The organism is bacterium (assembly GCA_004299235.1).
Classification (GTDB): Bacteria; Chloroflexota; Dormibacteria; order Dormibacterales; family Dormibacteraceae; genus SCQL01.
On the sequence record SCQL01000027.1, the window covers coordinates 26,184 to 49,765 of the forward strand.

At 68.7% G+C, this 23,582-nt stretch carries 27 protein-coding genes and 1 tRNA gene; 22 read left to right on the plus strand and 6 right to left on the minus strand.

Features of this window, described 5'->3' with window-relative positions; all coding sequences use genetic code 11:
• Positions 1-27: 27 nt before the first annotated feature.
• Positions 28-318 carry a hypothetical protein gene (locus EPN29_07960; GenBank protein ID TAN32554.1) on the minus strand — a complete coding sequence of 97 codons (291 nt, stop codon included), beginning with the start codon at positions 316-318 and terminating at the stop codon, positions 28-30.
• Positions 319-506: 188 nt separating this feature from the next.
• On the opposite strand from EPN29_07960, the gene EPN29_07965 reads away from it, so the two are divergent.
• Positions 507-947, plus strand: coding sequence for a MaoC family dehydratase (locus EPN29_07965; protein TAN32555.1), 441 nt, complete (start codon positions 507-509; stop codon positions 945-947).
• Positions 944-1,336 carry a dehydratase gene (locus EPN29_07970; GenBank protein TAN32556.1) on the plus strand — a complete coding sequence of 131 codons (393 nt, stop codon included), beginning with the start codon at positions 944-946 and terminating at the stop codon, positions 1,334-1,336. Before EPN29_07965 ends, EPN29_07970 begins: the two co-directional genes overlap by 4 nt.
• A gap of 16 nt (positions 1,337-1,352) precedes the next feature.
• Here the strand turns inward: EPN29_07970 and EPN29_07975 are convergent, their stop codons facing one another.
• Entirely contained in the window at positions 1,353-2,174 is an 822-nt protein-coding gene (locus EPN29_07975; protein ID TAN32557.1) for a hypothetical protein, read from the minus strand.
• Positions 2,175-2,285: 111 nt separating this feature from the next.
• Here EPN29_07975 and EPN29_07980 point away from each other — a divergent pair, with 111 nt between their 5' ends.
• Positions 2,286-2,876, plus strand: coding sequence for a biotin transporter BioY (locus tag EPN29_07980; GenBank protein ID TAN32558.1), 591 nt, complete (start codon positions 2,286-2,288; stop codon positions 2,874-2,876).
• A 13-nt stretch (positions 2,877-2,889) separates the two neighbouring features.
• On the opposite strand, the gene EPN29_07985 is transcribed toward EPN29_07980, so the two are convergent.
• From EPN29_07985 to EPN29_07995, 3 genes are all read right to left on the minus strand, one after another.
• Positions 2,890-3,564: a hypothetical protein gene (locus tag EPN29_07985; protein TAN32559.1), complete on the minus strand. Its 675-nt coding sequence runs from the start codon at positions 3,562-3,564 to the stop codon at positions 2,890-2,892.
• A 268-nt stretch (positions 3,565-3,832) separates the two neighbouring features.
• Positions 3,833-4,594: an SCO1664 family protein gene (locus EPN29_07990; protein TAN32560.1), complete on the minus strand. Its 762-nt coding sequence runs from the start codon at positions 4,592-4,594 to the stop codon at positions 3,833-3,835.
• On the minus strand, positions 4,572-5,078 hold the full coding sequence (locus tag EPN29_07995) for a DUF3090 family protein (GenBank protein ID TAN32561.1): 507 nt from the start codon (positions 5,076-5,078) through the stop codon (positions 4,572-4,574). Before EPN29_07995 ends, EPN29_07990 begins: the two co-directional genes overlap by 23 nt.
• A 107-nt stretch (positions 5,079-5,185) precedes the next feature.
• On the opposite strand from EPN29_07995, the gene dnaK reads away from it, so the two are divergent.
• Positions 5,186-7,096 carry a molecular chaperone DnaK gene (gene dnaK, locus EPN29_08000; protein ID TAN32562.1) on the plus strand — a complete coding sequence of 637 codons (1,911 nt, stop codon included), beginning with the start codon at positions 5,186-5,188 and terminating at the stop codon, positions 7,094-7,096.
• Between the two features lie 15 nt (positions 7,097-7,111).
• Positions 7,112-8,257 carry a DUF2029 domain-containing protein gene (locus EPN29_08005; protein TAN32563.1) on the plus strand — a complete coding sequence of 382 codons (1,146 nt, stop codon included), beginning with the start codon at positions 7,112-7,114 and terminating at the stop codon, positions 8,255-8,257.
• Between the two features lie 27 nt (positions 8,258-8,284).
• Here the strand turns inward: EPN29_08005 and EPN29_08010 are convergent.
• Positions 8,285-8,360 (minus strand) — tRNA-Thr (locus EPN29_08010).
• A gap of 68 nt (positions 8,361-8,428) precedes the next feature.
• On the opposite strand from EPN29_08010, the gene EPN29_08015 reads away from it, so the two are divergent.
• The 17 genes from EPN29_08015 (at position 8,429) to atpB (ending at position 23,579) form a co-directional block, all read left to right on the plus strand.
• Complete coding sequence (locus tag EPN29_08015; GenBank protein ID TAN32564.1) at positions 8,429-8,917, plus strand: GNAT family N-acetyltransferase; 489 nt, start codon at positions 8,429-8,431, stop codon at positions 8,915-8,917.
• A 27-nt stretch (positions 8,918-8,944) separates the two neighbouring features.
• Positions 8,945-10,066: a PDZ domain-containing protein gene (locus EPN29_08020; protein ID TAN32565.1), complete on the plus strand. Its 1,122-nt coding sequence runs from the start codon at positions 8,945-8,947 to the stop codon at positions 10,064-10,066.
• Complete coding sequence (locus EPN29_08025) at positions 10,057-11,745, plus strand: arginine--tRNA ligase (GenBank protein ID TAN32566.1); 1,689 nt, start codon at positions 10,057-10,059, stop codon at positions 11,743-11,745. Before EPN29_08020 ends, EPN29_08025 begins: the two co-directional genes overlap by 10 nt.
• Before the next feature lie 41 nt (positions 11,746-11,786).
• On the plus strand, positions 11,787-12,431 hold the full coding sequence (locus EPN29_08030) for a lactamase (GenBank protein TAN32567.1): 645 nt from the start codon (positions 11,787-11,789) through the stop codon (positions 12,429-12,431).
• Positions 12,432-12,494: 63 nt separating this feature from the next.
• The gene (locus EPN29_08035) at positions 12,495-14,147 is read left to right on the plus strand and encodes a CTP synthase (protein ID TAN32614.1); all 1,653 of its coding nucleotides are present in this window, start codon (positions 12,495-12,497) and stop codon (positions 14,145-14,147) included.
• Positions 14,148-14,150: 3 nt separating this feature from the next.
• A complete protein-coding gene (locus EPN29_08040) occupies positions 14,151-15,119 on the plus strand; it encodes a fructose-bisphosphatase class II (protein TAN32568.1) in 969 nt (322 codons plus the stop codon).
• Positions 15,120-15,186: 67 nt separating this feature from the next.
• On the plus strand, positions 15,187-16,071 hold the full coding sequence (locus EPN29_08045) for a site-2 protease family protein (protein TAN32569.1): 885 nt from the start codon (positions 15,187-15,189) through the stop codon (positions 16,069-16,071).
• A 19-nt stretch (positions 16,072-16,090) separates the two neighbouring features.
• On the plus strand, positions 16,091-16,300 hold the full coding sequence (locus EPN29_08050) for a 50S ribosomal protein L31 (GenBank protein ID TAN32570.1): 210 nt from the start codon (positions 16,091-16,093) through the stop codon (positions 16,298-16,300).
• Entirely contained in the window at positions 16,301-17,305 is a 1,005-nt protein-coding gene (locus EPN29_08055) for a DUF1385 domain-containing protein (GenBank protein ID TAN32571.1), read from the plus strand.
• The gene (locus tag EPN29_08060; GenBank protein ID TAN32572.1) at positions 17,302-18,372 is read left to right on the plus strand and encodes a peptide chain release factor 1; all 1,071 of its coding nucleotides are present in this window, start codon (positions 17,302-17,304) and stop codon (positions 18,370-18,372) included. The genes EPN29_08055 and EPN29_08060 overlap by 4 nt, the downstream gene beginning before the upstream one ends.
• On the plus strand, positions 18,302-19,213 hold the full coding sequence (prmC, locus tag EPN29_08065; GenBank protein TAN32573.1) for a peptide chain release factor N(5)-glutamine methyltransferase: 912 nt from the start codon (positions 18,302-18,304) through the stop codon (positions 19,211-19,213). The genes EPN29_08060 and prmC overlap by 71 nt, the downstream gene beginning before the upstream one ends.
• A complete protein-coding gene (locus EPN29_08070) occupies positions 19,204-19,788 on the plus strand; it encodes a threonylcarbamoyl-AMP synthase (GenBank protein TAN32574.1) in 585 nt (194 codons plus the stop codon). Before prmC ends, EPN29_08070 begins: the two co-directional genes overlap by 10 nt.
• A 63-nt stretch (positions 19,789-19,851) precedes the next feature.
• On the plus strand, positions 19,852-21,105 hold the full coding sequence (locus EPN29_08075; protein ID TAN32615.1) for a serine hydroxymethyltransferase: 1,254 nt from the start codon (positions 19,852-19,854) through the stop codon (positions 21,103-21,105).
• Positions 21,106-21,123: 18 nt separating this feature from the next.
• Entirely contained in the window at positions 21,124-22,233 is a 1,110-nt protein-coding gene (locus EPN29_08080) for an undecaprenyl/decaprenyl-phosphate alpha-N-acetylglucosaminyl 1-phosphate transferase (GenBank protein ID TAN32575.1), read from the plus strand.
• Complete coding sequence (locus EPN29_08085) at positions 22,046-22,459, plus strand: AtpZ/AtpI family protein (GenBank protein TAN32576.1); 414 nt, start codon at positions 22,046-22,048, stop codon at positions 22,457-22,459. Before EPN29_08080 ends, EPN29_08085 begins: the two co-directional genes overlap by 188 nt.
• Positions 22,456-22,803: a hypothetical protein gene (locus tag EPN29_08090; GenBank protein TAN32577.1), complete on the plus strand. Its 348-nt coding sequence runs from the start codon at positions 22,456-22,458 to the stop codon at positions 22,801-22,803. Before EPN29_08085 ends, EPN29_08090 begins: the two co-directional genes overlap by 4 nt.
• A complete protein-coding gene (gene atpB, locus EPN29_08095; protein TAN32578.1) occupies positions 22,800-23,579 on the plus strand; it encodes an ATP synthase F0 subunit A in 780 nt (259 codons plus the stop codon). The genes EPN29_08090 and atpB overlap by 4 nt, the downstream gene beginning before the upstream one ends.
• Positions 23,580-23,582 lie beyond the last annotated feature (3 nt).

Here is a 23,582-nt window from a genome sequence, read left to right on the forward strand (position 1 = left end):
CCTTCCACACGCCCAGCAGTCGGCGACCTAGCGTGCTGACTGCTGGGCGGTGAACCCGGCGGCGAATTCCATTTGCTTGGCGGTGCGGTACGCGTCGACGATGCTGTAAACCCACAGCGTGCCGCCGCCGAGTTCCATGGGCACGCCCACAGCGAGCCCGATGACGCTCAGGTCGAGGTCGAGACCGAAAAACTGCAGGCCGCCGATGCCAAGCAGGTAGGCGATGCCCTTCAGGTTGTGGCCGAGGTAGAAATGCCCGCATCCAGGGATGATCGCGAGCGCGGCCGCGACGATCGGACTTTTTCGAGGCCGGATCACGGTGCCCCGGTAGCGACCGGACGCGGGGGCTCCACATCGGGGGCACGGAGCGTTCGGATCTGTCAACAATGCGCCGCAGTTGCCACACAGGACATCTGATGCCATGCCGTACGTGAACATTAGACATCGGCAGCGCGCCGGATTCCGGTTTTCCGCGGGAGGTTTTTTTGATAGCCTCCGAATGACTCGTGCCGGACCTTGAGGCGGAGATGAGCACGTCAACGTCAGTCATCGAGCGGCTGCGGGCGCGCATCGGCGTGGCGGCGCCGCTGACCCAGGCGACCGTCGAGGCGGGCCACCTGCGGAGATTCGTCGAGGCGATCGGCGACCCCAACCCGAGGTGGCGCGAAGAGGCGCCTCCGACCTTCCTGGTCGCGCTGGCGCCGGTCTCACTGCACCTGGCCGAAGCCGAGGCATACGGCAGGGGCTGGCTGAACGGCGGGAACCGCTTCGAATACTTCGAGCCGGTGAGGGTCGGGGACAGGATCACCGCTGTGGGCCGTGTCGCCGACGTTTACGAGAAGAGCGGCTCGAGCGGCAGCCTGCTTTTCATCATCTTCGAGACCGATTACGTCAATCAGCACGGGCGGACCGTCGCCCGGCTGAACGGCACGATGATCCGGCGATGAGGCTGAATGTCGGCACGGAGCTGCCGGAGCTCGTCAAGCACCCCACGACCCGCCAGCTGGTGAAGTACGCCGGAGCTCAGGGCGACTTTTACGAGATCCACTACGACCAGGAGTACGCGCGCAGCGTCGCGCTGCCGGGCGTCATCCTTCACGGCCTGCTCAAGGCTGCGTTCCTCGGCCAGCTCGTCACCGACTGGCTTGGCGATCGCGGCCAGCTGATGACGTTCGAGGTGAGTTATCGAGGCATCGACGTTCCCGGCCGGCCCTACCGCTGCCGCGGCCGGGTGAGCGCGGTCGACGGCGCCGACTTGACGCTCGAGGTTTGGGGCGAGGACCCCGACGGCAATCGCACCACTATCGGCCGTGCGACCGTCGAGATGCGGGATTAGCCCGTGACGCTGTCTCTCATCGCGAGGCGGGCGATGCGGCCTCGGCGGCGTTCGCGCGCCTGGCCAGGCTCGGCCAGGCTCGGGCGGTGATCGTGCTCGTAATCCTGCCGATGGTGTTCAAGCCCCGCCGGTAGCCGGCCGCGGATCGCACGGCCGACTGCGCGCGCAGCGCCAGCACGACCGAGGCGTCGATCACGCAGTAGCCGCCGACGATGACCGAGGGCGGGTTGCCCGACGGGATGTGCGTCCAGGGCGCGACCGGCAGCCAGTACCAGTTGCCGAGGCTCGTGCCGACGATCTCCAGCGCGCCGGTGGCGATGAAGATGCCCGCGAACAGGGCCCAGCGTGGCGAGCGCAGCACGAACCACGCGAAGACCGGCAGGCACAGGGCGCCCTGGAGGTCCCACCGGCCCGAGACCAGCGGCAGCACCGTCAGGCCCGCAAGCGCCCAGGCGCCGGCGGCGCCGAGGATGGCATAGGCGACGCGGCGACCGTGCCGCAGGACGACCGGCGTGCGCGCGAAAAGCAGTCCGAAGAGGTAGACGAGTCCGTGGCCCGGCGGGACGAACAGCGGCAGGTTGTGCATTCGATAGCGGTACACGCCCCAAATCAGCGAGCCGAAGATCTCGAAGCCGGTCGCGACGACCACGCACATCCAAACCTGGGCGCGCTGTTCCCGGGGCGCTTTGAGCGTGGTCAAATACAGGACGGCGAAGGTGACGAGCCCGAGCAGCCACTGCTGCCATAGCGCGGTGACGTGGCTGTCCGCAAGCAGAAGGAAGGGCAGGTACGTCAGCCCATATGCATTCACCCAGTAGGGCTTGAAGCGCGCGATCACCGGGAGCGAATGCTAACCGTCTCCTGCTCGGCCGCGGCCGGGCGGTCGGTGCCTCAAGCCACAATAGGCAGCGACATCACGCCGTCCTGAGTTTGGTTGAAGGAGATAGCAATGGCAGTGCAGCCGGCCGTCGTTCGCCACCCTGGAGTCCTTGCCGACCTGATCCCGGGCACCTGGGTCCGCGACGCGGCCCTGGTCGCCGGCTACGCGGCCTTGGTCGGCCTGTCCGCCCAAATCGTGATCAGGCTGCCTTTCACGCCGGTCCCGATCACCGGACAGACCTTTGGCGTGCTCCTCGGCGCGATGGTGCTCGGCTGGAGGCGCGGACTGCTGGGGATGGTCGTGTACACGCTGGTCGGGCTCGCCGGGCTGCCGTGGTTCGCCGGGGCCACCGGGGGTGCGAACGCGATCTTCCTGCCTTCGTTCGGCTATATCGTCGGCTTCATAGGCGCTGCCGCCGTCATCGGCCGGCTGGCCGGGCTCGGGCTGGACCGGACGCCGTGGGGCGCGCTGGGGGCGATGATCGCCGGCAATGTGGTCGTCTACGCGGCCGGCGCCACCTGGCTGGCGTTCGCGATTCACGTCGGGCCGGCGACGGCGCTGGCGCTCGGCGTCACCCCGTTCCTCCTCGGCGACGCCCTCAAGGCTCTGATCGCCGCCGGGCTGCTTCCCGGCATCTGGATGATCGCCGGCCGGCGCTAGCCTTGGTGGCGGCTCACTCGCCGGGCTCGGGCAGCTCGGGAGGCTCGTCCGGCGCGCTCGGCGGGTCGCCAGACGCCGGCTCGGCTTCGACCGGCGACACGGGCTCCGAAGGCGGTACTGCTGCCGCGCCGGGTGATGGCGGCGGTGGCGCAGCCGGCAGCACGTCCGCCCAGGCAGATGGGGCTGGGGCAGGCGCCGCGGGGGCCGGCGGCGGCGTCCCGAAGTCCGCCCTGTAGTCGGGCCGGGTGGCACGGTGGACGACGGAGGCGGCCGGCAGCGTCGGTGGGCGGGGGCGGCGGGCGACGCTGAGCCACCAGTAGGCCGCGGCGCCCAGGATGCCGAGCCCACCGAGGATCGGCAGGAACACGAATGGCGGCTTCGAGATGACGTCGAGCCCGCTCAGGGTGCCTGCGACCGGCGAGGGGCTGGGCGAGTCGCTCGGGCTCGCCGTGGCTGCCGGCGATGGCGAAGGCGAGTCCGCCGGTGAGGGCGATGCGGACGGGGTGGGCGTGGGAGGTCCCTGCAGGGCGAAGTTCGCGCAGGGGTTGGGCGCCACGCTGGCGCAGAGGTGGTGAACCCCGGGGCTGTCGCCGGGGAATGGCTTCACGCGGGTGGTGAAGTTGCCGCTGCCGTCCGCGTTCGCGCCGCCGGCCACCTTGTTGCTGGGCGGATCCCAGTAGAGCGTCATCGCCTCGTTGGCCAGGAAGGAGGAACCGTTGACCGTGATCGCCGTGTCCGCTCCGCCGGCGGTGACGTCGAGGGTCAGGAAGGCGTTGAAGGGCGTTGGGGTTGGAGGCGGCGGGGGCGCGGTCGATGGCGCTGGCGAGCTGGTGGGTGACGGTGCCGGCGTCGAGGTCGAAGTCGCGGGGCTCGTCGCAACCAGCAGCAACCACAGGGGTAGGGTCGCGAGGACCCGGATCAGCCTCATCCGAAGCTCGGAAGGTTAGCAGGCCTCTTCACACTGGCGGCCAGGGGACCGACCACGCCGATGCCGGCTCGGGGAACCGCCACCCGGGGTCGAGCACCCCGCGCAGCCGCCGCTTCAGCGCTTGCACCTCCGCCGGGCTGATCAGCTCGTCCAGCCTCTTCGCCAGCGCAGCTTTCTCCACCTCCCGCAGCGCCCGCTCCACGTCGCCGCAGAGCTCGGGCGGCAGCGGCCCGCCCGAAAAATCCCAGATCACGGTGCGCAGCTTGTGGTCGGCGTGGAAGGTGAGGCCGTGGTCGATGACCCACACCCGGTCGTCGGCATCGAACAGGCAGTGGCCCGACTTGCGGTCGGCGTTGTTGGTGATGACATCGAAGAGCGCGACCCGCACCCAAGTGTCGCGATGGACGGTCTGCTCCCCCAGGAAGTGGCGGCGGTCGGCCTCGATGAACAGTTGCACCGCGCCCATGCCGTGCGGTGCCTGGCGCCTCAAGACCGTGGGCGGGATGTTCGGCCAGCCCAGGACCTTGCTGAGCTCATAGGCCGCGATCTCACGCCGGTGAAGCGTTCCCGCCTGGAAATCCCACAACGGCGACTCGCCCCTGGCCGGCTTGTAGACCACCGTCAGGCCGGAGGGCGGATGCGGGTTCAGCCTGGCCAGGAAGGTGTAGTTGGACGCTCTGCGCAGGAGGCCGATCACCTCCATGTCGGGGAGCTCGGCGAGAAGACGTTCGGTCTCTTGGGCATGCGCGCCCGGCGCGGGCCCGGCGCTAGAAGATCGGCCGCGCGCCATTGGCGACCGGGCAGGGGTGGCCTGATGGGTCCATGGGCAGCCCGCAGCGAGGGCAGAGCGGGCGGCCGGCGGTCAGCACCTTCTGCGCCTGCTTGGAGAAGCCGATCGCCTGCTCGTGGCTCAGCCAGAAGCGCACTCTGGCAGAGTCGTCGGAGGAGCCCTCGTCGCCAGCGGCGGCCTGGCTCGCGACCAGGACGAACATCCGGCGCGCTTCGTGATATCCCAGGCCCATCTCACCGACCTGCCACTCGGGCTCGCCCGGTTCGAGGCCGGCGCCCTCCGGCGACTGTTCCGGCATCTGGATGCCCTGGGCCTCCATCATCTGGTGCAGCCGCAGGATCAGCGCCTGGATCTGAGACTTCTCGCAGGTCAAGGTCAGAGTGCGGCCCGAACCGCGGGCCAGCAGGTAAAAACGCCTCTGGCCTGGCTGGCCGACGGTGGCCACCGCGATGCGGTCGACAGGGTCGAGCTCGAAGATCGGCATTGCTGCTTAGCCTAGGGGTTGTTTTGAGGCGCCTGCAGAGGGGAAGAAGATCAGAGGTACTTATTTCGAATGGCGCCGGCCGCGCGACCTGGAGGATTAGCTGACTTATGCCGAAGACCGTAGGAATCGACCTGGGGACGACCAACTCCGTCATCGCCGTTATGGAAGGCGGCGAGCCTGTCGTCATCCCCAACTCCGAAGGTTCCAGGACCACACCCTCGGTGGTCGCTTTCACCAAGTCCGGTGAGCGGATGGTGGGTACCCTCGCCCGCCGGCAGGCGGCCGTCAACCCCGAGAACACCGTCTATTCGATCAAGCGCTTCATGGGCCGCAAGCTCTCCGAGGTGGACTCGGAGCGGAAGATCGTGCCCTACGAGGTCAAGCCGGGCAAGGACGACCGCGCCGTGGTCAGGATCCCGAACGCGGACAAGGAGTTCACCCCAGAAGAGATCTCGGCCATGATCCTGCAGAAGCTCAAGGCGGACGCCGAGGCCTACCTGGGCGAGAAGGTGACCGACGCGGTCATCACCGTCCCCGCCTACTTCAACGACTCGCAGCGCCAGGCGACCAAGAACGCCGGCCAGATCGCGGGTCTCAACGTGCTCCGAATCATCAATGAGCCCACCGCGGCATCGCTGGCCTACGGCCTCGACAAGAAGGCCAACGAGACCATCCTGGTCTTCGACCTGGGCGGCGGCACCTTCGACGTGTCCGTCCTCGACGTCGGCGACGGCGTCTTCGAGGTGAAGTCCACCAACGGCGACACCCACCTCGGCGGCGACGATTACGACCGGCGCATCGTCGACTGGCTGGCCGAGGAGTTCAAGAAGCAGAACGGCATCGACCTGAAGGCCGACCGCCAGGCCCTGCAGCGCCTCACCGAGGCTGCCGAGCGAGCGAAGATCGAGCTGTCGAGCCGGCTGGAGACGACCCTCAACCTGCCCTTCATCACCGCCGACCAGACCGGCCCCAAGCACCTCGAGATGACGCTCACCCGCGCCAAGTTCGAGTCGCTGACCGCGGATCTGACCGAGCGCTGCCGGCAGCCGTTCCTGTCGGCGCTGAAAGACGCCGGCCTCACGCCCCAGCAGATCGACGAGGTCGTGCTCGTCGGCGGTTCGACCCGTATGCCGGTGATCCAGCAGCTGGTCAAGAACCTGCTGGGCGGCAAGGAGGCGCACAAGGGCGTCAACCCGGACGAGGTGGTCGCGGTCGGGGCGGCGATCCAGGCCGGCGTGCTCAAGGGCGAGGTGAAGGACATCCTGCTCCTCGACGTGACCCCGCTCTCACTCGGCGTCGAAACGCTGGGCGGCGTGTTCACCAAGCTCATCGAGCGCAACACGACGATCCCGACGTCCCGCTCCCAGGTCTTTTCCACCGCGGCCGACAACCAGACTTCGGTCGAGGTCCACGTCCTCCAGGGTGAGCGCGAGATGGCGCACGACAACCGCACGCTCGGCCGCTTCCACCTGGACGGGATTCCGCCCGCACCGCGCGGCATGCCGCAGGTCGAGGTCACCTTCGACCTCGACGCCAACGGCATCCTCAACGTCAAGGCGCAGGACAAGGGCACCGGCCGCGAGCAGTCGGTGACGATCACCGCGTCCTCGACCCTGGCCAAGGACGAGGTCGAGCGGATGGTCAAGGAGGCCGAGGTCCACGCCGCCGAGGACCGCTCGAAGCGCGAAGACGTCGAGCTGCGCAACCAGGCGGACCAGATGATCCACCAGGCCGAAAAGGTCATGAAGGACAACGCCGACAAGATCCCCGACGACGTCAAAACCGAGGTCACCGCCAAGCTCGAGTCGCTGAAGACGGCGGCCAAGGGCTCGGACGCCGCGGCTCTTCGCAAGCAGATGGACGACTTCAACGAGGCGCTGCAGAAGATCGGACAGCACATCTACCAGCAGGCCGGCGCGCCCGCCGGCGGCGCCCCGCAGGACGGCTCCCCGGCAGCGGAAGGGGAGCAGAAAAAGGAAGAGGACGTCGTCGACGCCGACTACCGGGAGGTCAACTAAGACCCGAGCCGCTCTGTGAAGTTGGTCACGTACCTGCGGTCGCGAACCCGGCTCTGGGCGGCCGCAGGGCTGTGGGCCGGCCTTTTGCTGCTGGCCTTCGACCTCTACGCCTCGGCCGTCACCTACATCCCCCAATACCGAGTCCGAAACGACTTCCGGCTCATCTACGGCGCGGCGCTCACGGGCCTCGATCACGGCTACGGCCACCTTTACGACCTGACGGCGCAAAAGGCCGCGGTGGAGGGGCTTGGGTCGGGCTTCTACTGGTCGCCGTTTCTGAACCCACCGCCGCTGGCCTGGCTCGGGACTCCTTTCACAGTCCTTCCCTTCGGCGTCGCGATCGTGGCCTGGACCGCCCTGATCGTTGCCGCATCGCTGCTCGCCTGGCACCTGGCCGCGCCGGGCGGCCGCCTGGCGCGCGCCGCCCATCTCGCCCTGTGGTTGGGGCTCTTCCCGGTCGCGTTCGGCTTGATGGTGGGGCAGCCGGTCGCCCTGGCGGCTGCCGCGTTGGCCGCATGCTGGTGGCTGGCCGGCCACAACCGCACCGTGGCGGCCGGGCTCGCCCTGAGCCTGATCGCCATCAAGCCGCAGGTCGCCTTGCTCGTGCCGCTGTGCCTGCTCGCGTCAGGCCATGGGCGCATCTTCGGCGCCTGGCTCTCGGCCACCGGGCTGGCGGCCCTGGTCGCGCTGGCGTTGCTCGGCCCGGAGGGGCTGCACCGCTACCGCGAGGTGCTCGCCCTGGCCTCGCAGTGGGAGCCGACGCGGCGTTACGCCATCGCCGGCCCGCTCGGCCTCGGCCCGCAGCTCTACGCCGTGCAGGCGCTGGTCGTGGCCGGGGCCCTCGCGGCGGCCTGGCGCCAGCGCCATGCCGGTGTCGGGCCGCCGATCGCCGCGGGCATCGTCGGCTCCCTTCTCTTCACCCCCTACGTCGGCTTCCAGGACTTCGCCATGCTGGTCGTCGCGGGCTGGCTGGTCCTGCGGTCCCAGCCCACGCCATGGCAGGTGGCGCTGCTGGTCGTGGGCTACGTGCTGCTGGAGCTCGCGCTGCTGTTGCCGGCCGTACCGATCCTGGTCGCGGAGGCGTGCTTTCTGGCGACGTTGTGGTGGCCGGCCGCCATCCGCCCACCGACGATCGATGGCGAGCTGGTGCCTGCCACCTGAGCCCATCCACGCCCTGTCGCAGGGCATTGGAGCCGACGGTGGGATTCGAACCCACGACCTGCCACTTACGAGGCGGCTGCTCTGCCAACTGAGCTACGTCGGCATGGGAGGCGCAAATTCTGAGCGGAAAACGGCGCGTCGCCGCGGGCGCCTAGGCTACCATCGACGGAGATGAGAACACTGGATGTCGAGCGCCTCGCGGCCGGTGATTATGGCCTCATCAAGCCGCTTTTGGTCGAGCTCCACCTCGGCGAGCAGGTCCACTATTCGGACCATCCGCAGCTGAGTCGCGGCGAGATCGAGCACCACCTGGCGGACGTCCCGTCGGCGTTTCGGGGTGAGAACATCGTCTACGCCGTCCGCGACGAGGTGGGCGAGGTGATCGGCTTCTGCTGGATCGTCCTCTACGACCCGGGGACCGGGCTCGAGGGTGAGGTCGCCGAGGTTTACGTCGCCACCGAGCACCGTGGACGGGGCATCGGCGAGATGCTGCTCAAGCGGGCGGTGAAGCTGTTCCAGGAACGCCATGTCACGCTCGCCTACGTCTGGACGCGCCCGGACAACGAGTCCGCGGTCCGCCTCTATCGATCGGCCGGCTTCCAGACCAGCCGGCAGCTGGTCATGACCTGGTACCCGACGGAGCCCTCTCGCAGCAGCTGACCCTCCCTTTCTACACTTGCGGGTAGGTTGATCCCTCCAGGCGGCGACTTGCGCCCGAACGACTCAGAAACCTCCCGGCGCCGCCGCTCCGGCCCAATCGCGTTTGCCGCCGCCGGCCTGGCGTTGACGGCGCTGGTCGCCGCCGCCGTGACGCTTGGCGTGCTCCAGCTCCAATCACGTACCAACACCCAGCAGGTCAACCTGCGTTCGGGCGTGACCATCTCCGAGGACTCCGCCATCGTCCAGGCGGCGGCCAAGGCCAGGCCGGCGGTCGTCAGCGTGGTCACGCAGCAGCAGCCCTTCCTGGTCCGCGGCTCCGGCTACCTCGCCACGAGCGACGGCTACATCGTCACCAACATCGGCGTCATCGCCGGGGCCGCCACGATGACCGTCCTGGTCGCGGACGACACCAAGCCGCGCGCCGCGCGTCTGGTCGACTACGACTGCGAAACCGGCGTGGCGGTGATCAAGGTCGATGACGTCAGCGGCCTCCCGACGCTTGCCTTCGCCGACCCGACCGCCCTCGTCCAGGGCCAGGTGATCGTCGCCGTCGGCGGTCCGCTGGAGGGCGGAGCGGTCACGCCCGGCCATGTGAGCGCCATGCACCGGATGATCTCGGTCGCCGACCCGGTGGCCGCCGGCCACAAGCTGGAATTCAGCGACTCCATCGAGACCGATGCCGTCATCGACACCGGCGTCTCCGGCGGGCCGCTGCTCAATGTCGGCGGCCAGGTGATCGGCATCGCCATGGAGGCCCGGCCGCCGGCGGGACCGGCCGGCTTCGGGCTCAATGCCGCCGACATCGTGGACGACGTGCAGCAGATCCTGCTGACGGGTCAGGTGGTCGTGGCCTCCCTTGGCGCCGCCAACACCGACCTCAGCGCCGGGATGGCCGAGCTGGCCGGGCTGCCAGAGGGCGGCGAGCTGCTGTCGGTCGACAAGGGCGGGCCGGCGGAGTCGGCCGGCCTTCAGCCCGGAGACGTCGTCACTCAGATCGATGACGTCAAGCTCGACGGAGCGCATCCGCTGCGCCTCCTGCTTCGCTCACGCTTTCACCCCGGCCAGCGCGTCACGGTGACCTATTCGCGAGCGGGCGCCTCGGCGCAGATCCAGCTGACCCTGGCGGGGCAGCACCCGACGTGCGCATGACGATGGACTCGGCGCGTGGCATCAGGGACCGGATCGCGGGCGCGCTCGAGGCCGCGGTGCGCGCGCTCGGTGTCCAAGGCGAGATCCCGGATCTCGAGCTCGGGCGCGCGAAGGGCAGCGACCGCGGGGAGTATGCGAGCCCGGCGGGGCTGAAGCTCGCCAGGCTGATGCGGCAGGCGCCGCCGCAGATAGCGGGCCGCCTGGCCGGCGCCATCGCCCTGCCGGACGGGGCGGCCGCCGTGGAGGCGGTCGGGGGTTATGTCAACTTCCGGCTGACGCCCGAGTGGCTCCAGCGATTGGTGGCCGAGGTGGCCGCGCACGGGCCGGGCTACGGCGCCTCCGGCACCGGCGAAGGCGAGCGCATCCAGGTGGAGTTCGGGAGCATCAACCCGACGGGACCGATGCACATCGGCCACGGTCGCGGTGTCATCCTCGGCGACTCGATCTCCCGCCTGCTCGAGTTCACCGGCCACGACGTCCAGCGCGAGTACTACGTCAACGACCAGAACACGCAGGCGCGCCTTTTCGGCGAATCCGTGTACGCGCGCCTCCATGGCGACGAGCCGCCTGAGCGCGGCTATGCCGGAGCGTATGTGGCCGAGCTTGCCGAGATGGCGCGCCGCGATCTGCCCGGAATCGACGCCCTGCCACACGCCGAAGCCGAGCCCAGGTTGCGCGGGTACGCGATCGCGGTGATGGTCGAGCGCATCCGGGCCAGCGTGGCCCGGCTCAACGTGCGTTACGACGAGTGGTTCCGCGAATCCGAGGTGTGGCAGCAGGGACTGGCGGAGCTGGCCATCGAGCGCCTGCGCGAGTCCGGCTATTTGAAAAAGCGCGACGGTGCGCTGTGGTTCGGGCCCGCCCTCGAGGAGGAGGACGGCCTGGTCGATCAGATGGTGTCGGAGGAGGAGGACCGGGTGGTCATCCGCTCGAACGGCGAGCCGACCTACTTCGCGTCAGACCTCGGTTACCTGCTGAGCCGCTTCGAGCGTCGGGCTTTCAACCGGGTGGTCGAGATCTGGGCCGCCGACCACCATGGCTATGTCTCGCGAATGAAGTCGGCCACCGCCGCCCTCGGCCTGGACCCGTCGAAGCTCGTGGTCATCCTGAATCAGATGGTCAACTTGCAAGAGGGCAAGATGTCCAAGCGCGCGGGCCGGTTCGTCACCCTCGACGAGCTCGTGGACCGGGTCGGTTCCGACGCCGTCCGTTACTTCTACCTCCTGCGCTCGCCGGACACCACCATCGAGTTCGACCTGGAGCTTGCGGTCACCCAGGGCAACGAGAACCCCGTGTACTACGCGCAATACGCGCACGCGCGGCTGGCCAACGTCGAGGCGACGGCAAGCGAGCGGCATCCGCGATTGCCGGAGCGGGCGGAGGTCTCGTTGCTCGTGCATCCATGGGAGCTCGACGTGGCTCGCCAGCTCGCGTTCTGGCCGGAGGTGGCCGCGGACGCCGCGCGGCTCCTCGAGCCGCACCGCATCCCGTACTACGTGCAGGACCTCGCCACCGCGGTGCACCGCTTCTATCACGCGGGCAACGAGACCAGCGACCATCGGGTGGTGGTCGACGACGAGGCGGTGACCCGAGCGCGCTTGGAACTGTGCCGGGCGGCGCGTCACACTTTGAAGACCGCGCTCGGCCTCATGGGAGTCACCGCTCCCGACCGCATGTAAGGTTCGGATTTCCCCCCACCGGCATTCACAAGGAGAGAGATTTGGACGTCACCTGGCTGGGACATGGCTGCTTTCGGCTGCGCGGCCGCGGCGCGGCAGTCGTGACCGACCCCTACCCGCCGGCGATCGGGCTCAAGCTGCAGCGGCTGGACGCCGACCTCGTGACGGTCAGCCATGAGCACGAGAACCACAACTACACCCAGATACTGCGCGACGCCTACGAGATCCGGGGGCCGGGCGAGTATGAGGTCGCGGGCATCAGCGTCATCGGCGTGCCCACCTATCACGACGCGGAGAAAGGCGCCAAGCAGGGTCGCAACACCATCTACCTGATCGAGATCGACGACGTGCGAGTGTGCCATCTCGGCGACCTCGGTCACCGACTCGACGACGCGGATGCCGAGGCCATCTCCGCGCCGGACGTGCTGCTCGTCCCGGTCGGCGGCCGCACCGCGATCAACGCCGCGGAGGCGGCGGAGGTGGTCCGCCAGCTCGAACCGCGCTACGTCGTGCCCATGCACTACGCCATCCCCGGGCTGAAGCTGGAGCTCGACACCATCGACCGGTTCCTCAAAGAGATGGGCGTGAAGCCGTCCGAGCCTCAGCCCAAGCTGTCCGTCATGGCCTCGTCGGGGGATTACGAGACCAAGGTCGTCGTCCTGGAGCCGAAAGTCGAACCCAGGTAAGCGTCGCGCGTCCCGTCGCCCAGCCGACCCGGTAACATGGTTAAAACCGCCCTGGAGGTCTGCATGTCGAAGTACGTTTTCGTGACCGGGGGTGTCGTCTCCTCGCTTGGGAAGGGCATCACGGCGGCGTCGATCGGGAACATCCTGAAAGCCCGCCACCTCACCGTCTCCCTCCAGAAGCTCGACCCGTACCTGAACGTGGACCCCGGCACGATGAGCCCGTACCAGCACGGCGAGGTGTTCGTCACCGACGACGGCGCCGAGACCGACCTCGACCTCGGGCACTACGAGCGCTTCGTCGACGAGAACCTGACCGTCGCCTCCAACGTCACCACCGGCAAGATCTACCAGGAGGTCATCGCGCGCGAACGTCGAGGCGACTACCTCGGCGCCACCGTGCAGGTCATCCCCCACGTCACCAACGTGATCAAGGAAAAGATCCTCCGGGCGTCACGCGACCCGCAGGCCGATGCCGTCGTGGTCGAGGTGGGAGGCACCGTCGGCGACATCGAGAGCCTTCCGTTCCTCGAGGCGATCCGCCAGCTGAAGAACGACCTCGGCCGGCAGAACGTCTTTTACGTTCACTGCTCGCTGGTCCCGGTCGTCCACGGCCAGGAGATGAAGACCAAGCCGACCCAGCACTCGGTCCATGCCCTGCGCGCCATCGGCATTCAGCCCGACGCCATCATCTGCCGTTCTGAGATCGCGATCGACGCCGACCTCAAGGAGAAGATCGCGCTGTTCTGTGACGTGCCGCGCGAGGCAGTCGTCTCGGTGCCCGACGTCGAGTCGATCTACGAGGTGCCGCTCATGCTCGAGGCCGCCGGACTCGGGAAGGTCATGGCCAAGCACTTCGAGCTCGACGAGACGGCGCATCTGCCGGACCACGGGCCGTGGATCCAGCTGGTCCACCGCATCAAGCATCCGCGCGCGACGGTGCCCGTCGCCCTGGTCGGCAAGTACGTGGCGCTGCCTGACGCTTACCTGAGCGTCATCGAGTCGCTGCGGCACGCCGGCATCCACCACGGCCTGGACATCGAGATCCGCTGGGTCTCATCCGAGAAGCTGGACGCCGGCGACACCTCGCCGCTGATGGGCGTCGCCGGCATCGTGGTGCCCGGTGGCTTCGGGTACCGCGGCATCGAAGGCAAGGTGCAGGCGTCGCGATATGCGCGCCACAACCGCATCCCATACCTCGGCCTGTGCCTCGGCATGCAGTGCGCGGTCATCGACTTCGCGCGTGAGGTCCTCGACGCGCCGGACGCCAACTCCACCGAGTTCGCGGCCTTCACCTCGACGCCGGTCATCGACCTGATGCCCGAACAGAGGAATGTCGACCAGATGGGGGCTTCGATGCGGCTCGGCCTGTACCCGTGCAAGCTGCTGCCCGGCTCGCTGGCGCACAGGGCCTACGGCGAAGAGGTCGTTTACGAGCGGCACCGCCACCGCTTCGAGTTCAACAACGAGTACCGCGAGTCGATGGGCGAGGCGGGCATGGTTTTCAGCGGCGTTTCGCCGAACGGCCGGCTGGTCGAGATCGTCGAGCTGGCCGACCACCCATGGTTCGTCGCCAGCCAGTTCCATCCCGAGTTCCGCTCGCGTCCGAACCGCGCGCACCCGCTCTTCCGTGACTTCGTGCGTGCGGCCTTCCTGCAGAGCGGTATCGACCAGATGGAGCTTCGCCCGGCCGAGCTGCTGGAAGAGACCGACAGCTAGCAGGTGGAGCAGCAGAGAGGGGCGATCCCGTCGTTTCAGGCGCGCGCCGAGCTGTCGCTCGAGCTCGTGCACGCCACGGAGGCGGCGGCGCTGGCCGCCGCGCGCCTGCTCGGCAAGGGCGATCCGGACCGGGTCAGCGAGGTCGCCGGAGAGGCGATGCGCGGCGTGCTCGAGGCCTCCAGCAGCTCGGGCACCGTCGTCCTCAGCCCGCGCAACGAGTCCTACCTCGCGCCGGGCACCGTCCTTGCCGGCGGCGACCGGCGGGTCGACTTCGGGCTCTTTCCGGTCGAGGGGGCGAGCCAGGTCGCGCGCGGCGCCGCCAGCGCGGTTTCCGTGCTGGTCGCGGTCGAGCCGGGCGGCTTCGCCCAGCTGCCGGAGGTGTGGCATGTCGAGAAGATCGTCGCCGGCCCGGCGGCGCGCGGCGCGATCGATCTCGACGACCCGATCGCCGACAACCTTCGCCGCATCGCCTTCGCGCGCGACGCCCGCGTCCAGGACCTCACGGTGGCCATCCTCGACCGTCCCCGCCACCAGGACCTCATGGCCGAGGTCGCGGCCGCCGGCGCGCGAATCCTCGCCCTCGGGGAGGGTGATTTCGCCGGCGCCGTCATGGCGGCCCTGCCCGGTACCGGGATCGACGCCGCGATCGGCATCGGCGACCTGCACGCAACCCTGATCGCAGCCTGCGCGGTGCGGTGTCTGGGCGGTGAGCTGCAGGCGCGGCTGTGGCCCCGCAACGAGGAGGAGAGGCTCCTCATCGGGGACCAGGCGCCCCGGGTTTTCGGGGTTGCCGACCTGGCCCCGGCCGCCGAGGTCGCCGTCGCCATCACCGGCGTCAGTGGCGGCCAGCTCCTGCCGGGAGTGATGTTCGGGAGCGGCTACGCCGAAACCTCGTCGCTGCTCATGTCCAGCCGGCACGCCACCGTCCGGCGGCTGACCACCCGCCATCACGTGGCCGGGGACCCGAGCTAGCGGCAGGGCGGCACTCCGGCTGCCTGGATTAGGGAGCTCCGGGCCGGGGTATCACATACACGAGCAGATGAACGATAAGGACGCCCTGACGCCGCCACCGGGCGGGAGCTATATTCCCCCGCCCCCGAGCTTCCCTGTGTCCTCGGACATCCCGCCGCAGTCGCCGTACCACCACGCGCCGGCGCCGCCAAGCTCCAACCGCGGCCTCATGGGCGGCCTGGGAGCCGTCCTCGCCGCGGCCTGGGCGTTCGTCAAGTTCGGGGGGATCCTGCTGTTCAAGATTCCGGCCCTGGGGACGCTGCTCTCGCTGGTGGTCAGCTTCGGCGGCTATGCGCTGTTCTACGGCCCCTGGTTCGCGGTCGGGCTGGTCGTGATGATCTTTGTGCACGAGATGGGACACGTGGTCGAGATCCGGCGCCAGGGCATGCAGGCGACGGCGCCGATCTTCATCCCGTTCATGGGCGCGGCCATCTTCCAGCGCTCACACCCCACCGACGCCCTCAAGCAGGCCCAGATCGGAATTGCGGGCCCCATCGCCGGCACCCTCGGCGCCACCGCCGCCTTCGTGCTCTACGGGTCGACGCACTCCCCGGTCCTGCTGCTCACGGCCCTCATCGGCTTCTACATCAACCTGTTCAACCTGATCCCGGTCTGGCAGCTGGACGGGGCGTGGATCCTCGCGCCGGTCTCGAAGTGGTTCCAGGTCGCGGGCTACGCGCTGATCGCGGCGGGCGCCCTGTTCCTGGGCTTCTTCAGCCCGCTGGTGATCATCATCGCCGTGCTCGGGATCCCGACTTTGATCCAGCGCTTCCGCGATGCCAACAACCCGTACTACACGTCGGTTTCCGCTCGCGGCCGGTGGGCCATGGGCGCCGCGTGGCTGGCCCTTGTCATCTATCTCGGAGTCGCAAGCCTTCAGGCGAGCAGCTTGCTCGGTTCCTTCGCTCGCTAAACTTTCCCATGGAGTTACTTTGAAAGCACAGATCCATCCCACCTACTACGAGGACGCGGTCGTCACCTGCGTGTGCGGGAACACGTTCACGACCGGGTCGACGCGCAAAGAGCTCAAGACCGAGATCTGCTCCGTCTGCCACCCGTTCTTCACGGGCACCCAGCGGATCGTGGACACCGGCGGTCAGGTCGAGCGGTTCCGCAAGCGGGCTGCGAAGACCAGAGCGTAGATGGCCGTCCCGGAGGTAACCGCTCCGGAGACGGGGACTCCGCCCCACAACCTGGCGCCGGAGGCCGCTCCCGCGCCCGCGGCCCAGGCGCCCCGGAGCTCGGGCGGCGGGGCCGAGCCGTTTTTCTATGGCGGCCAGGCGGTCATCGAGGGCGTGATGATGCGCGGCAAGCGTCACTACGCGGTCGCCGTGCGCCTGCTGAACACGCATGAGATCGTCGTCGACCGCGGTGAGCTGAAAGCGTCCATCTACGTCAACCCGATCTGGAAGCTGCCCTTCATTCGCGGCCTCGCCCTCATCGGAGAGCAGCTGCACCTCGGGATGAAGTCTTTGATGTGGTCGGCCAACATGGCGGCCGGCGCCCAGGACGTCGAGATCAGCAAGAAGGAGATCGGCGGCTCGGTCGCGGTCGCGGGCGTGTTCGCGCTGGCGATCTTCATCGGCCTGCCTCTGCTCCTGGCGAGCGTCGCGGTCCACCGCAGCGGCAGCTTTCTCTTCGTCCTGGTCGAGGGCTTGATCCGCGTCGGCCTGGTCCTCGGCTACCTGTCCGCGATCGCCCTGCTGCCAGATGTGCGTCGCGTCTTCCAGTACCACGGGGCGGAGCACAAGACGATTAACGCGTTCGAATCGGGATGGCCCATCGACGTTCCGTCCGTGCGCCGCGCCAGCACCCTTCACCCGCGCTGCGGGACAGGGTTCCTGCTCGTCGTTCTCGTCGTCAGCGTGATCGTCTTCAGCGCCGTGGCGATCTTTCACCCGAACTGGTTCTGGCTCGTGCTGAGCCGGCTGCTTGCGATTCCGATCATCGCGGGCGCCGGGTTCGAGCTCATCCGGTTCATGGCGCGCCACCGCCACCACCCCGTGGTGCGCGTCATGCTGCTGCCGGTGCTGGGGACGCAGAAGTTCACCACGCGTGAGCCCTCCGACGACATGCTCGAGGTTGCGATCACCGCCTTCAACAGCGCCCGCCAGGGTGAGGAGGACACCGCCGGAGCGGCGGCGTGATCGACCGGCTCGAGGCGATGGCTCGCCGGTATCAAGAGATCGAGAACGAGATGGGGCGGCCGGAGGTCGCCTCGGATCACGCCCAGCTGACCAAGCTCGCGCGCGAGCAGCACGCTCTGCGAGAGACCGTCCAGGCCTACGACGCATATCGCCGCGCACGCCAGGAGATCGAGTCGGCTCGGGAGCTGATCCGGCAGGAAAAAGACGCGGAGATGCAGGAATATCTGCGGGCGGAGGAGCACCACGCCTCGGCCGAGCTCGGCGAGCTCGAGGAGAAGTTGAAAGTGCTGCTGCTGCCCAAGGACCCCAACGACGAGCGCGACGTGGTGGTCGAGATCCAGGGCGCGGAGGGTGGGGAGGAGGCGGCGCTGTTCGCCGCCGACCTCTATCGCATGTACCAGAGGTGGGCGGAGCGCAAGGGCTGGAAGGTCGAGGTCGCGGACGTCTCGCCCAGCGACAAGGGCGGCTTTGACAAGATCGAGTTCGAGGTCCACGGCCACGGCGCTTATTCGCAGCTCAAGTACGAGGGCGGCGTGCATCGAGTGCAGCGCGTGCCGAAGACGGAGGCGCAGGGGCGCATTCACACGTCGGCGGCGACCGTCGCCGTCATGCCCGAGGCGGATCCCGTGGAGGTGGAGCTCAAACCCGAGGACATCGAGATCAAGACCTCGACGTCGACCGGCCCCGGCGGCCAGAGCGTGAACACCACGTATTCGGCGATTCGCATCACGCACAAGCCGACCGGGATGGTGGTGAGCATCCAGGACGAGAAGTCTCAGCTCCAGAACAAGGAGAAGGCCCTGCGCGTGCTGCGGGCGAGGCTGTACGAGCTGAAGCTCGCCGAGCAGCAGGCCGCGATCGGCGCGCAGCGCCGCGGCATGGTGGGCAGCGGCAACCGGTCCGAGAAGATCCGCACCTACAACTTCAAAGAGAACCGGGTCACCGACCACCGGATCAAGCTCACGCTGCACAAGCTCGACCAGGTGATGGCGGGCGATCTCGACGAGCTGGTCACCGCCCTGGTCAACGCCGAGCGGGCGGCGCAGCTCGACGGCGCTCCCGCCTGACCCAGCTCCGTTGACTGTGCTCGAGGTCCTCAAACTGGCCTCGAATCACCTGCACAAGCGCGGCTCGGATTCGGCTCGCCTGGATGCGGAGGTGCTGCTCGCGCACGCGCTGGGGGTGCGCCGGCTCGACCTCTACTTGCGGTTCGACCGGCCGCTGTCGGAAGCGGAGCTTGGACCGTATCGAGCCCTGGTGGCGCGCCGGGTTCGCGGCGAGCCGGTCGCGTACCTGGTCGGGCACAAGGAGTTCATGGCGCTGGACTTCGAGGTCACGCCCGCGGTCCTGGTGCCGAATCCGGACACCGAGGTCCTCGTCCAGCGTGCGGTGGCCCTGGCGCGCGAGTCCGGGCGGGCGCTTCGCGTCGCCGACGTCGGCACCGGCAGCGGCTGCATCGCCATCGCCGTCGCGCACTACGCGCCGGGTGTCGAGGTGTGGGCGGGCGACATCAGCGGCGCAGCGCTGGAGGTGGCGGCTGGCAACGTGGCCAAGCACGGGTTGGAGACGCGCGTCCATCTGGTCTGTGGCGATCTGATGGCGCCGCTGCCCGGGGCCTTCGACCTGGTCTGCGCCAACCTTCCCTACCTGGCGGCGGGATCCGAGCTGGCGCCGGAGGTGCTGGCGCAGCCGGCGCGAGCCCTGTATGCGGAGGCGGATGGCGCCGGGCTGGTAACGCGGCTATTGGCGGAGGCGCCGGCGCGGCTCAATCCCGGCGGCAGGGTGCTCGCGGAGGTCGACCCCTCAATCCTTGCGGTCGTTCTCGACGCGGCGGGCGGGCATTTTGGCGAGCACGTCGTGCACCGCGACCTTGGCGGCCACGAGCGGGTGCTGGAAGCATGGTCCTGAAGCCGACGCGGGCCGGGCTCACGCGCGCCGCCCAGCTGATCCGCGGTGGGAGCGTGATCGCGTTCCCGACCGACACGGTCTACGGGCTGGGGGCGGCCGCGGATGACGAGGTGGCGAGGCGCCGGGTCTACCAGATCAAGGGCCGGCCGGCCGGGCTGCCGCTCATCCTCATGGTCGCCGCCGAGTCGCAGCTGGAGGGCTGGGTGCACGTCGATTCGCGGGCAGAGGCGATGATCCGGCGCTGGTGGCCGGGACCGCTGACCTTGATCCTGCACGCCAAGGGCGGAGGCACGCTCGGGGTTCGCATTCCCAAGCACCAGGTCGCGCTCGACCTGCTCAGCGCCGCGGGGCCGCTGATGACGACCAGCGCGAACCTTCACGGTAAGGATCCGGCGATGACGGCGGAGGACGCGGGCGCGTTGCCGGGCGTGATGGTGGTGCTGGACGGGGGCGCGGCGCCAGGAGGCCTGGCGTCCACGGTGCTCGACCTCACCGGCCCCGAGCCGCACGTGCTGCGCGAAGGCGCCATCCCGACCTCCGAGCTGCTGGGTCCGCCACCCCCTCACGCCGGCTGACGGCGCGCACGCCGACCGCCTGAGCCGAGATAGGATTCGCTCATGGCCGCACCCATCACCACGATGACCTTTCGCGCCCTCGACCGCGACGATCCCGAGGTCGCCAACCTCATCCGCAAGGAGTTCAAGCGCCAGTCCGAGACGCTGGAGCTCATCGCGTCGGAGAACCTGACCAGCCCGGCGATCCTCGAGGCGCTGGGCACGCTCCTCACCAACAAGTACGCGGAGGGCTATCCCGGCCGGCGCTATTACGGCGGCACGGGGGAGGTGATCGACAAGATCGAGTCCCTGGCCGTGGAGCGGGCCAAGGAGCTGTTCGGCGCCGAGTACGTGAACGTCCAGCCGCACGCCGGCTCGCAGGCCAACGCCGCCGTGTACATGGCCGTCTGCCAGCCGGGCGACCGGGTGATGGGGATGGACCTGTCCGCGGGCGGTCATCTGACCCACGGCAGCCCCGCGAACTTCAGCGGCAAGCTCTACGAGATCCATTCGTACGGCGTCGACCGCGAGACCGAGCTCATCGACTATGACGCGATGGAGAAGCTGGCGGAGCGGGTGCGGCCCAAGATGATCCTGGGAGGCTTTTCGGCGTACTCTCGAATCGTCGACTGGGCGCGGATGCGACAGATCGCCGACTCGGTCGGGGCGACGTTCTTTGTCGACATGGCGCATGTCGCCGGCCTGGTCGCGGGCGACCAGTACCCGTCACCGATTCCCTACGCGGACGTCACGACCACGACGACGCAGAAGACGCTGCGTGGCGCCTGGGGCGCGATCATCCTGTGCCGCAACGAGTACCAGAAGGCGATCGACTCCGCGGTGTTTCCCGGCATCCAGGGCGGACCGCTGATGCACGCCATCGCGGCCAAGGCGGTGTGCTTCGGAGAGGCGCTGAGGCCGGAGTTCAAGGTCTACGCCAAGCAGGTGGTGGTGAACGCCAAGGCGCTGGCCGGCCGCCTCATGGAGCGGGGGCTGCGCCTGGTGAGCGGAGGCACCGACAACCACCTGATGCTCATCGACCTGCGCCCGCAGAAACGGACCGGGAAGCAGGTCCAGGAGGTGGCGGACACGGTCGGGATCACGCTCAACCGCAACTCGATCCCGTTCGACGAGGCGTCCAAGTTCAATCCCAGCGGCGTGCGCGTCGGCACCCCTCTGGTGACCACGCGCGGCATGCGCGAGGCGGAGATGGTGCAGATCGCCGACTGCATCGCCGACCTCGTCGAACGCATCGATGATCGCGCGGTGCTCGACTCCGTTCACGAGCGCGCGCTCGACCTATGCCGAAGGTTCCCGGTTCCCTACTCGTTCGACTGAGCTCTCGCGCTTCGACCGGTGAGTGACTTCGTCGGCGGCGACGCCCTCGTCAACCTGCGCGACCACCTGCTGCCCGGGCTGTGGCCGCTTCTGGTCGCGTTCGCGCTGTGCGCCCTCGTCGTCCCGGTCGCGATTCGCGTGTCTCGCCTGACGGGCTTGATCGCCGAACCCGGCGGGCGTCACTCGCACAGCAGGCCGACCCCACTGCTTGGCGGCCTCGCCATGTTCGCCGGCTTCGCGGTCGCGGTGCTCGTCTTCCTGCCCGGTTACCCGGAAACGCCAGGCGTGCTGGTCTCGTCGGGCCTGGCCGCACTGCTGCTCATCGCCGACGACCGCTGGCCGGTCCGCCCCGCCATCAAGTTCGGCCTCCAGGCGTTCGTGGCCCTGCTCGCGGTGGTCGTCTTCGGCTTCAAGATCACGTTCCTGGGGCTGCCGGGGCAGCACGTCGTCCACCTCGGCCTGCTGATCACCCCGATCAGCCTCTTCTGGCTGCTGGGGATGCAGAACACCGTCAACTTCCTCGACGGCGTCGACGGGCTGGCCGCCGGCGTGATCTTCATCGTCGCGGTGACGCTGATGCTCGCGGCGGCCGGGCTCCGGCAGGTCGAGGTCGTGCAGCTCGGCGGCGCGCTGGCCGGCGCGTGCGCCGGCTTTCTGCTCTTCAACTTCCATCCCGCCCGCATCTTCATGGGCGACTCCGGCTCGCACTTCCTCGGCATGGCTCTGGGCGTCATCTCGATCCTGGGCGTGGCCAAGGTCGCTGTCGCCTTCGCCCTGGCGGTCCCTGTCCTCGCCCTGGCCCTGCCGATCGCGGACACCGCGTGGGCGATCCTGAGGCGGCGGCTCCAAAAGGCGTCGGTCGCCACCCCCGACCAGGAGCACCTCCACCACCGCCTCCAGGCGTTTGGGCTGGACCCGCGCCAGACCTGCTTCGTCTTCTATGCCGCGAGCGCTCTGCTGGGTGCGCTCGGGCTCACGCTCTTCGGCCACGGCAGGATCCTCGCGGTGGCCCTGGCGACCTCCGCGGCGCTCGCGTCGACCGTGGCCGCGGATCTTCTGCAGCGGACCGGCTGGCGCGTGCCCGCGTCCTACCTGCGCCGCCTGCTCGCCACCCAGGGTTCCCGGTAGAATTCGGCGGGGCATGGCGCCCACTCCGAGTGCGGGCCCGACGGGGGCTGACATGGCCGGAATCGGGGTCTATTTCGCAGCCGCGGTTCTTCTGCCGCTGCTCGGGGGAGTGGCGCTCGACAAGGCGCTGCACACGGCGCCGGTGTTCGTCCTGGTAGGACTGTTCGTGGGGCTTGCGGCCGGTGCGGCCGGGATCTGGTTGAAGGTAAGGGAGCTTTCGAAGTGACGTCGGGCGGGGTGCTCAAGGAAACGGTGGTGGCCTGTGCGGTCTGCGCCGCCGCGGTCGCGGTCATCGCGGCGGTGACGGGTCGACTGTCGCTTGGCATGGGCGTCGCGGCAGGGCTGCTGCTCGGTTCGCTCAACGGCTACCTGATAAGAGCGCTGCTCGACCGCCGCGCCCCCTTGGTCGCGGGGAGCCTGCTTCGCCTCCTCGCCTTCAGCGCGATCGTGGTCGGGGCGGCGCTGCTGCTCGGCCGCGCGGCGTGGACCCTGCCCCTTGGCATCGGCGTCGCTCAGCTGGTGATGGTCGCGGCCGGCTTGCGCCGGGGGCTCCGGGGGCTCCGCGCATGATCCGAGCCGATTTGGCCGGAACGCATCCCACCATCGACCTGGGATGCGGTGCTCTCTGCACGCTCAACTACGACAGCCTGATATCCAGCGGCATCGCGCTGGCGGCGACTCTGGCCGTGGCCCTCTGGGTGCGGTCCAAGCTCAAGGATGGCGAGCCCGGCCGGGTGCAGGCGATCTTCGAGTGGGGTTACGACCAGCTGCGCGGGCTCATCAGGAGCAATGTCTCCGAAGGGGCGCTCTTCATCCTGCCGCTGGCGATGACGCTCTTCCTCTACATCCTCATCGCCAACTGGATCGAGCTCTTGCCCCTGGGGCTCGTCCCCATCCTGCATGGCGCGAACGCGGACCTCAACCAGACGCTGGCGATGGCGCTCATCGTGATCGTGGTCGTGCAGTGGTACAGCATCCGCGTCCTCGGCCTGCGCGGTTATCTGGGGCGCTTCACCAAACCCTTCGAGCTGCCGCTGGCGGCTCGCATCGTCTTCATACCGCTTAACGTCCTCGAAGAGGCGGTGAAGCCGCTGACGCTGTCCCTGCGGCTTTTCGGCAACATCTTCGCGGGGGCGGTGATGATCGGCCTGATCGCTGGATTCGGTACCCTGGCCCTTCCAGCCGTGGGCACGATACCGGGGACGGTGGTCGGCTCGGTCTTGCTCGCCGTGTGGAAAGCGTTCGACGTCATCTTCATCGGTTTCATCCAGGCGTTCATCTTCATGCTGCTAACGGTCATCTACTTCGGCGCGGCCCGCGAGGGTCTCGAACACGAACACCATTAGGAG

What these genes read in the sequence shown, in the direction of transcription:
- EPN29_07970 (TAN32556.1), top strand. Translation starts at nt 944, where the DNA reads ATGAGGCTGAATGTCGGCACGGAGCTGCCGGAGCTCGTCAAGCACCCC.
- EPN29_07980 (TAN32558.1), top strand. Translation starts at nt 2,286, where the DNA reads ATGGCAGTGCAGCCGGCCGTCGTTCGCCACCCTGGAGTCCTTGCCGAC.
- EPN29_07985 (TAN32559.1), bottom strand. Translation starts at nt 3,564, where the DNA reads ATGACGCTCTACTGGGATCCGCCCAGCAACAAGGTGGCCGGCGGCGCG.
- EPN29_07990 (TAN32560.1), bottom strand. Translation starts at nt 4,594, where the DNA reads ATGGCGCGCGGCCGATCTTCTAGCGCCGGGCCCGCGCCGGGCGCGCAT.
- EPN29_07995 (TAN32561.1), bottom strand. Translation starts at nt 5,078, where the DNA reads ATGCCGATCTTCGAGCTCGACCCTGTCGACCGCATCGCGGTGGCCACC.
- dnaK (TAN32562.1), top strand. Translation starts at nt 5,186, where the DNA reads ATGCCGAAGACCGTAGGAATCGACCTGGGGACGACCAACTCCGTCATC.
- EPN29_08015 (TAN32564.1), top strand. Translation starts at nt 8,429, where the DNA reads ATGAGAACACTGGATGTCGAGCGCCTCGCGGCCGGTGATTATGGCCTC.
- EPN29_08035 (TAN32614.1), top strand. Translation starts at nt 12,495, where the DNA reads ATGTCGAAGTACGTTTTCGTGACCGGGGGTGTCGTCTCCTCGCTTGGG.
- EPN29_08045 (TAN32569.1), top strand. Translation starts at nt 15,187, where the DNA reads ATGAACGATAAGGACGCCCTGACGCCGCCACCGGGCGGGAGCTATATT.
- EPN29_08055 (TAN32571.1), top strand. Translation starts at nt 16,301, where the DNA reads ATGGCCGTCCCGGAGGTAACCGCTCCGGAGACGGGGACTCCGCCCCAC.
- EPN29_08070 (TAN32574.1), top strand. Translation starts at nt 19,204, where the DNA reads ATGGTCCTGAAGCCGACGCGGGCCGGGCTCACGCGCGCCGCCCAGCTG.
- EPN29_08075 (TAN32615.1), top strand. Translation starts at nt 19,852, where the DNA reads ATGACCTTTCGCGCCCTCGACCGCGACGATCCCGAGGTCGCCAACCTC.
- EPN29_08085 (TAN32576.1), top strand. Translation starts at nt 22,046, where the DNA reads ATGCCGCGAGCGCTCTGCTGGGTGCGCTCGGGCTCACGCTCTTCGGCC.
- atpB (TAN32578.1), top strand. Translation starts at nt 22,800, where the DNA reads ATGATCCGAGCCGATTTGGCCGGAACGCATCCCACCATCGACCTGGGA.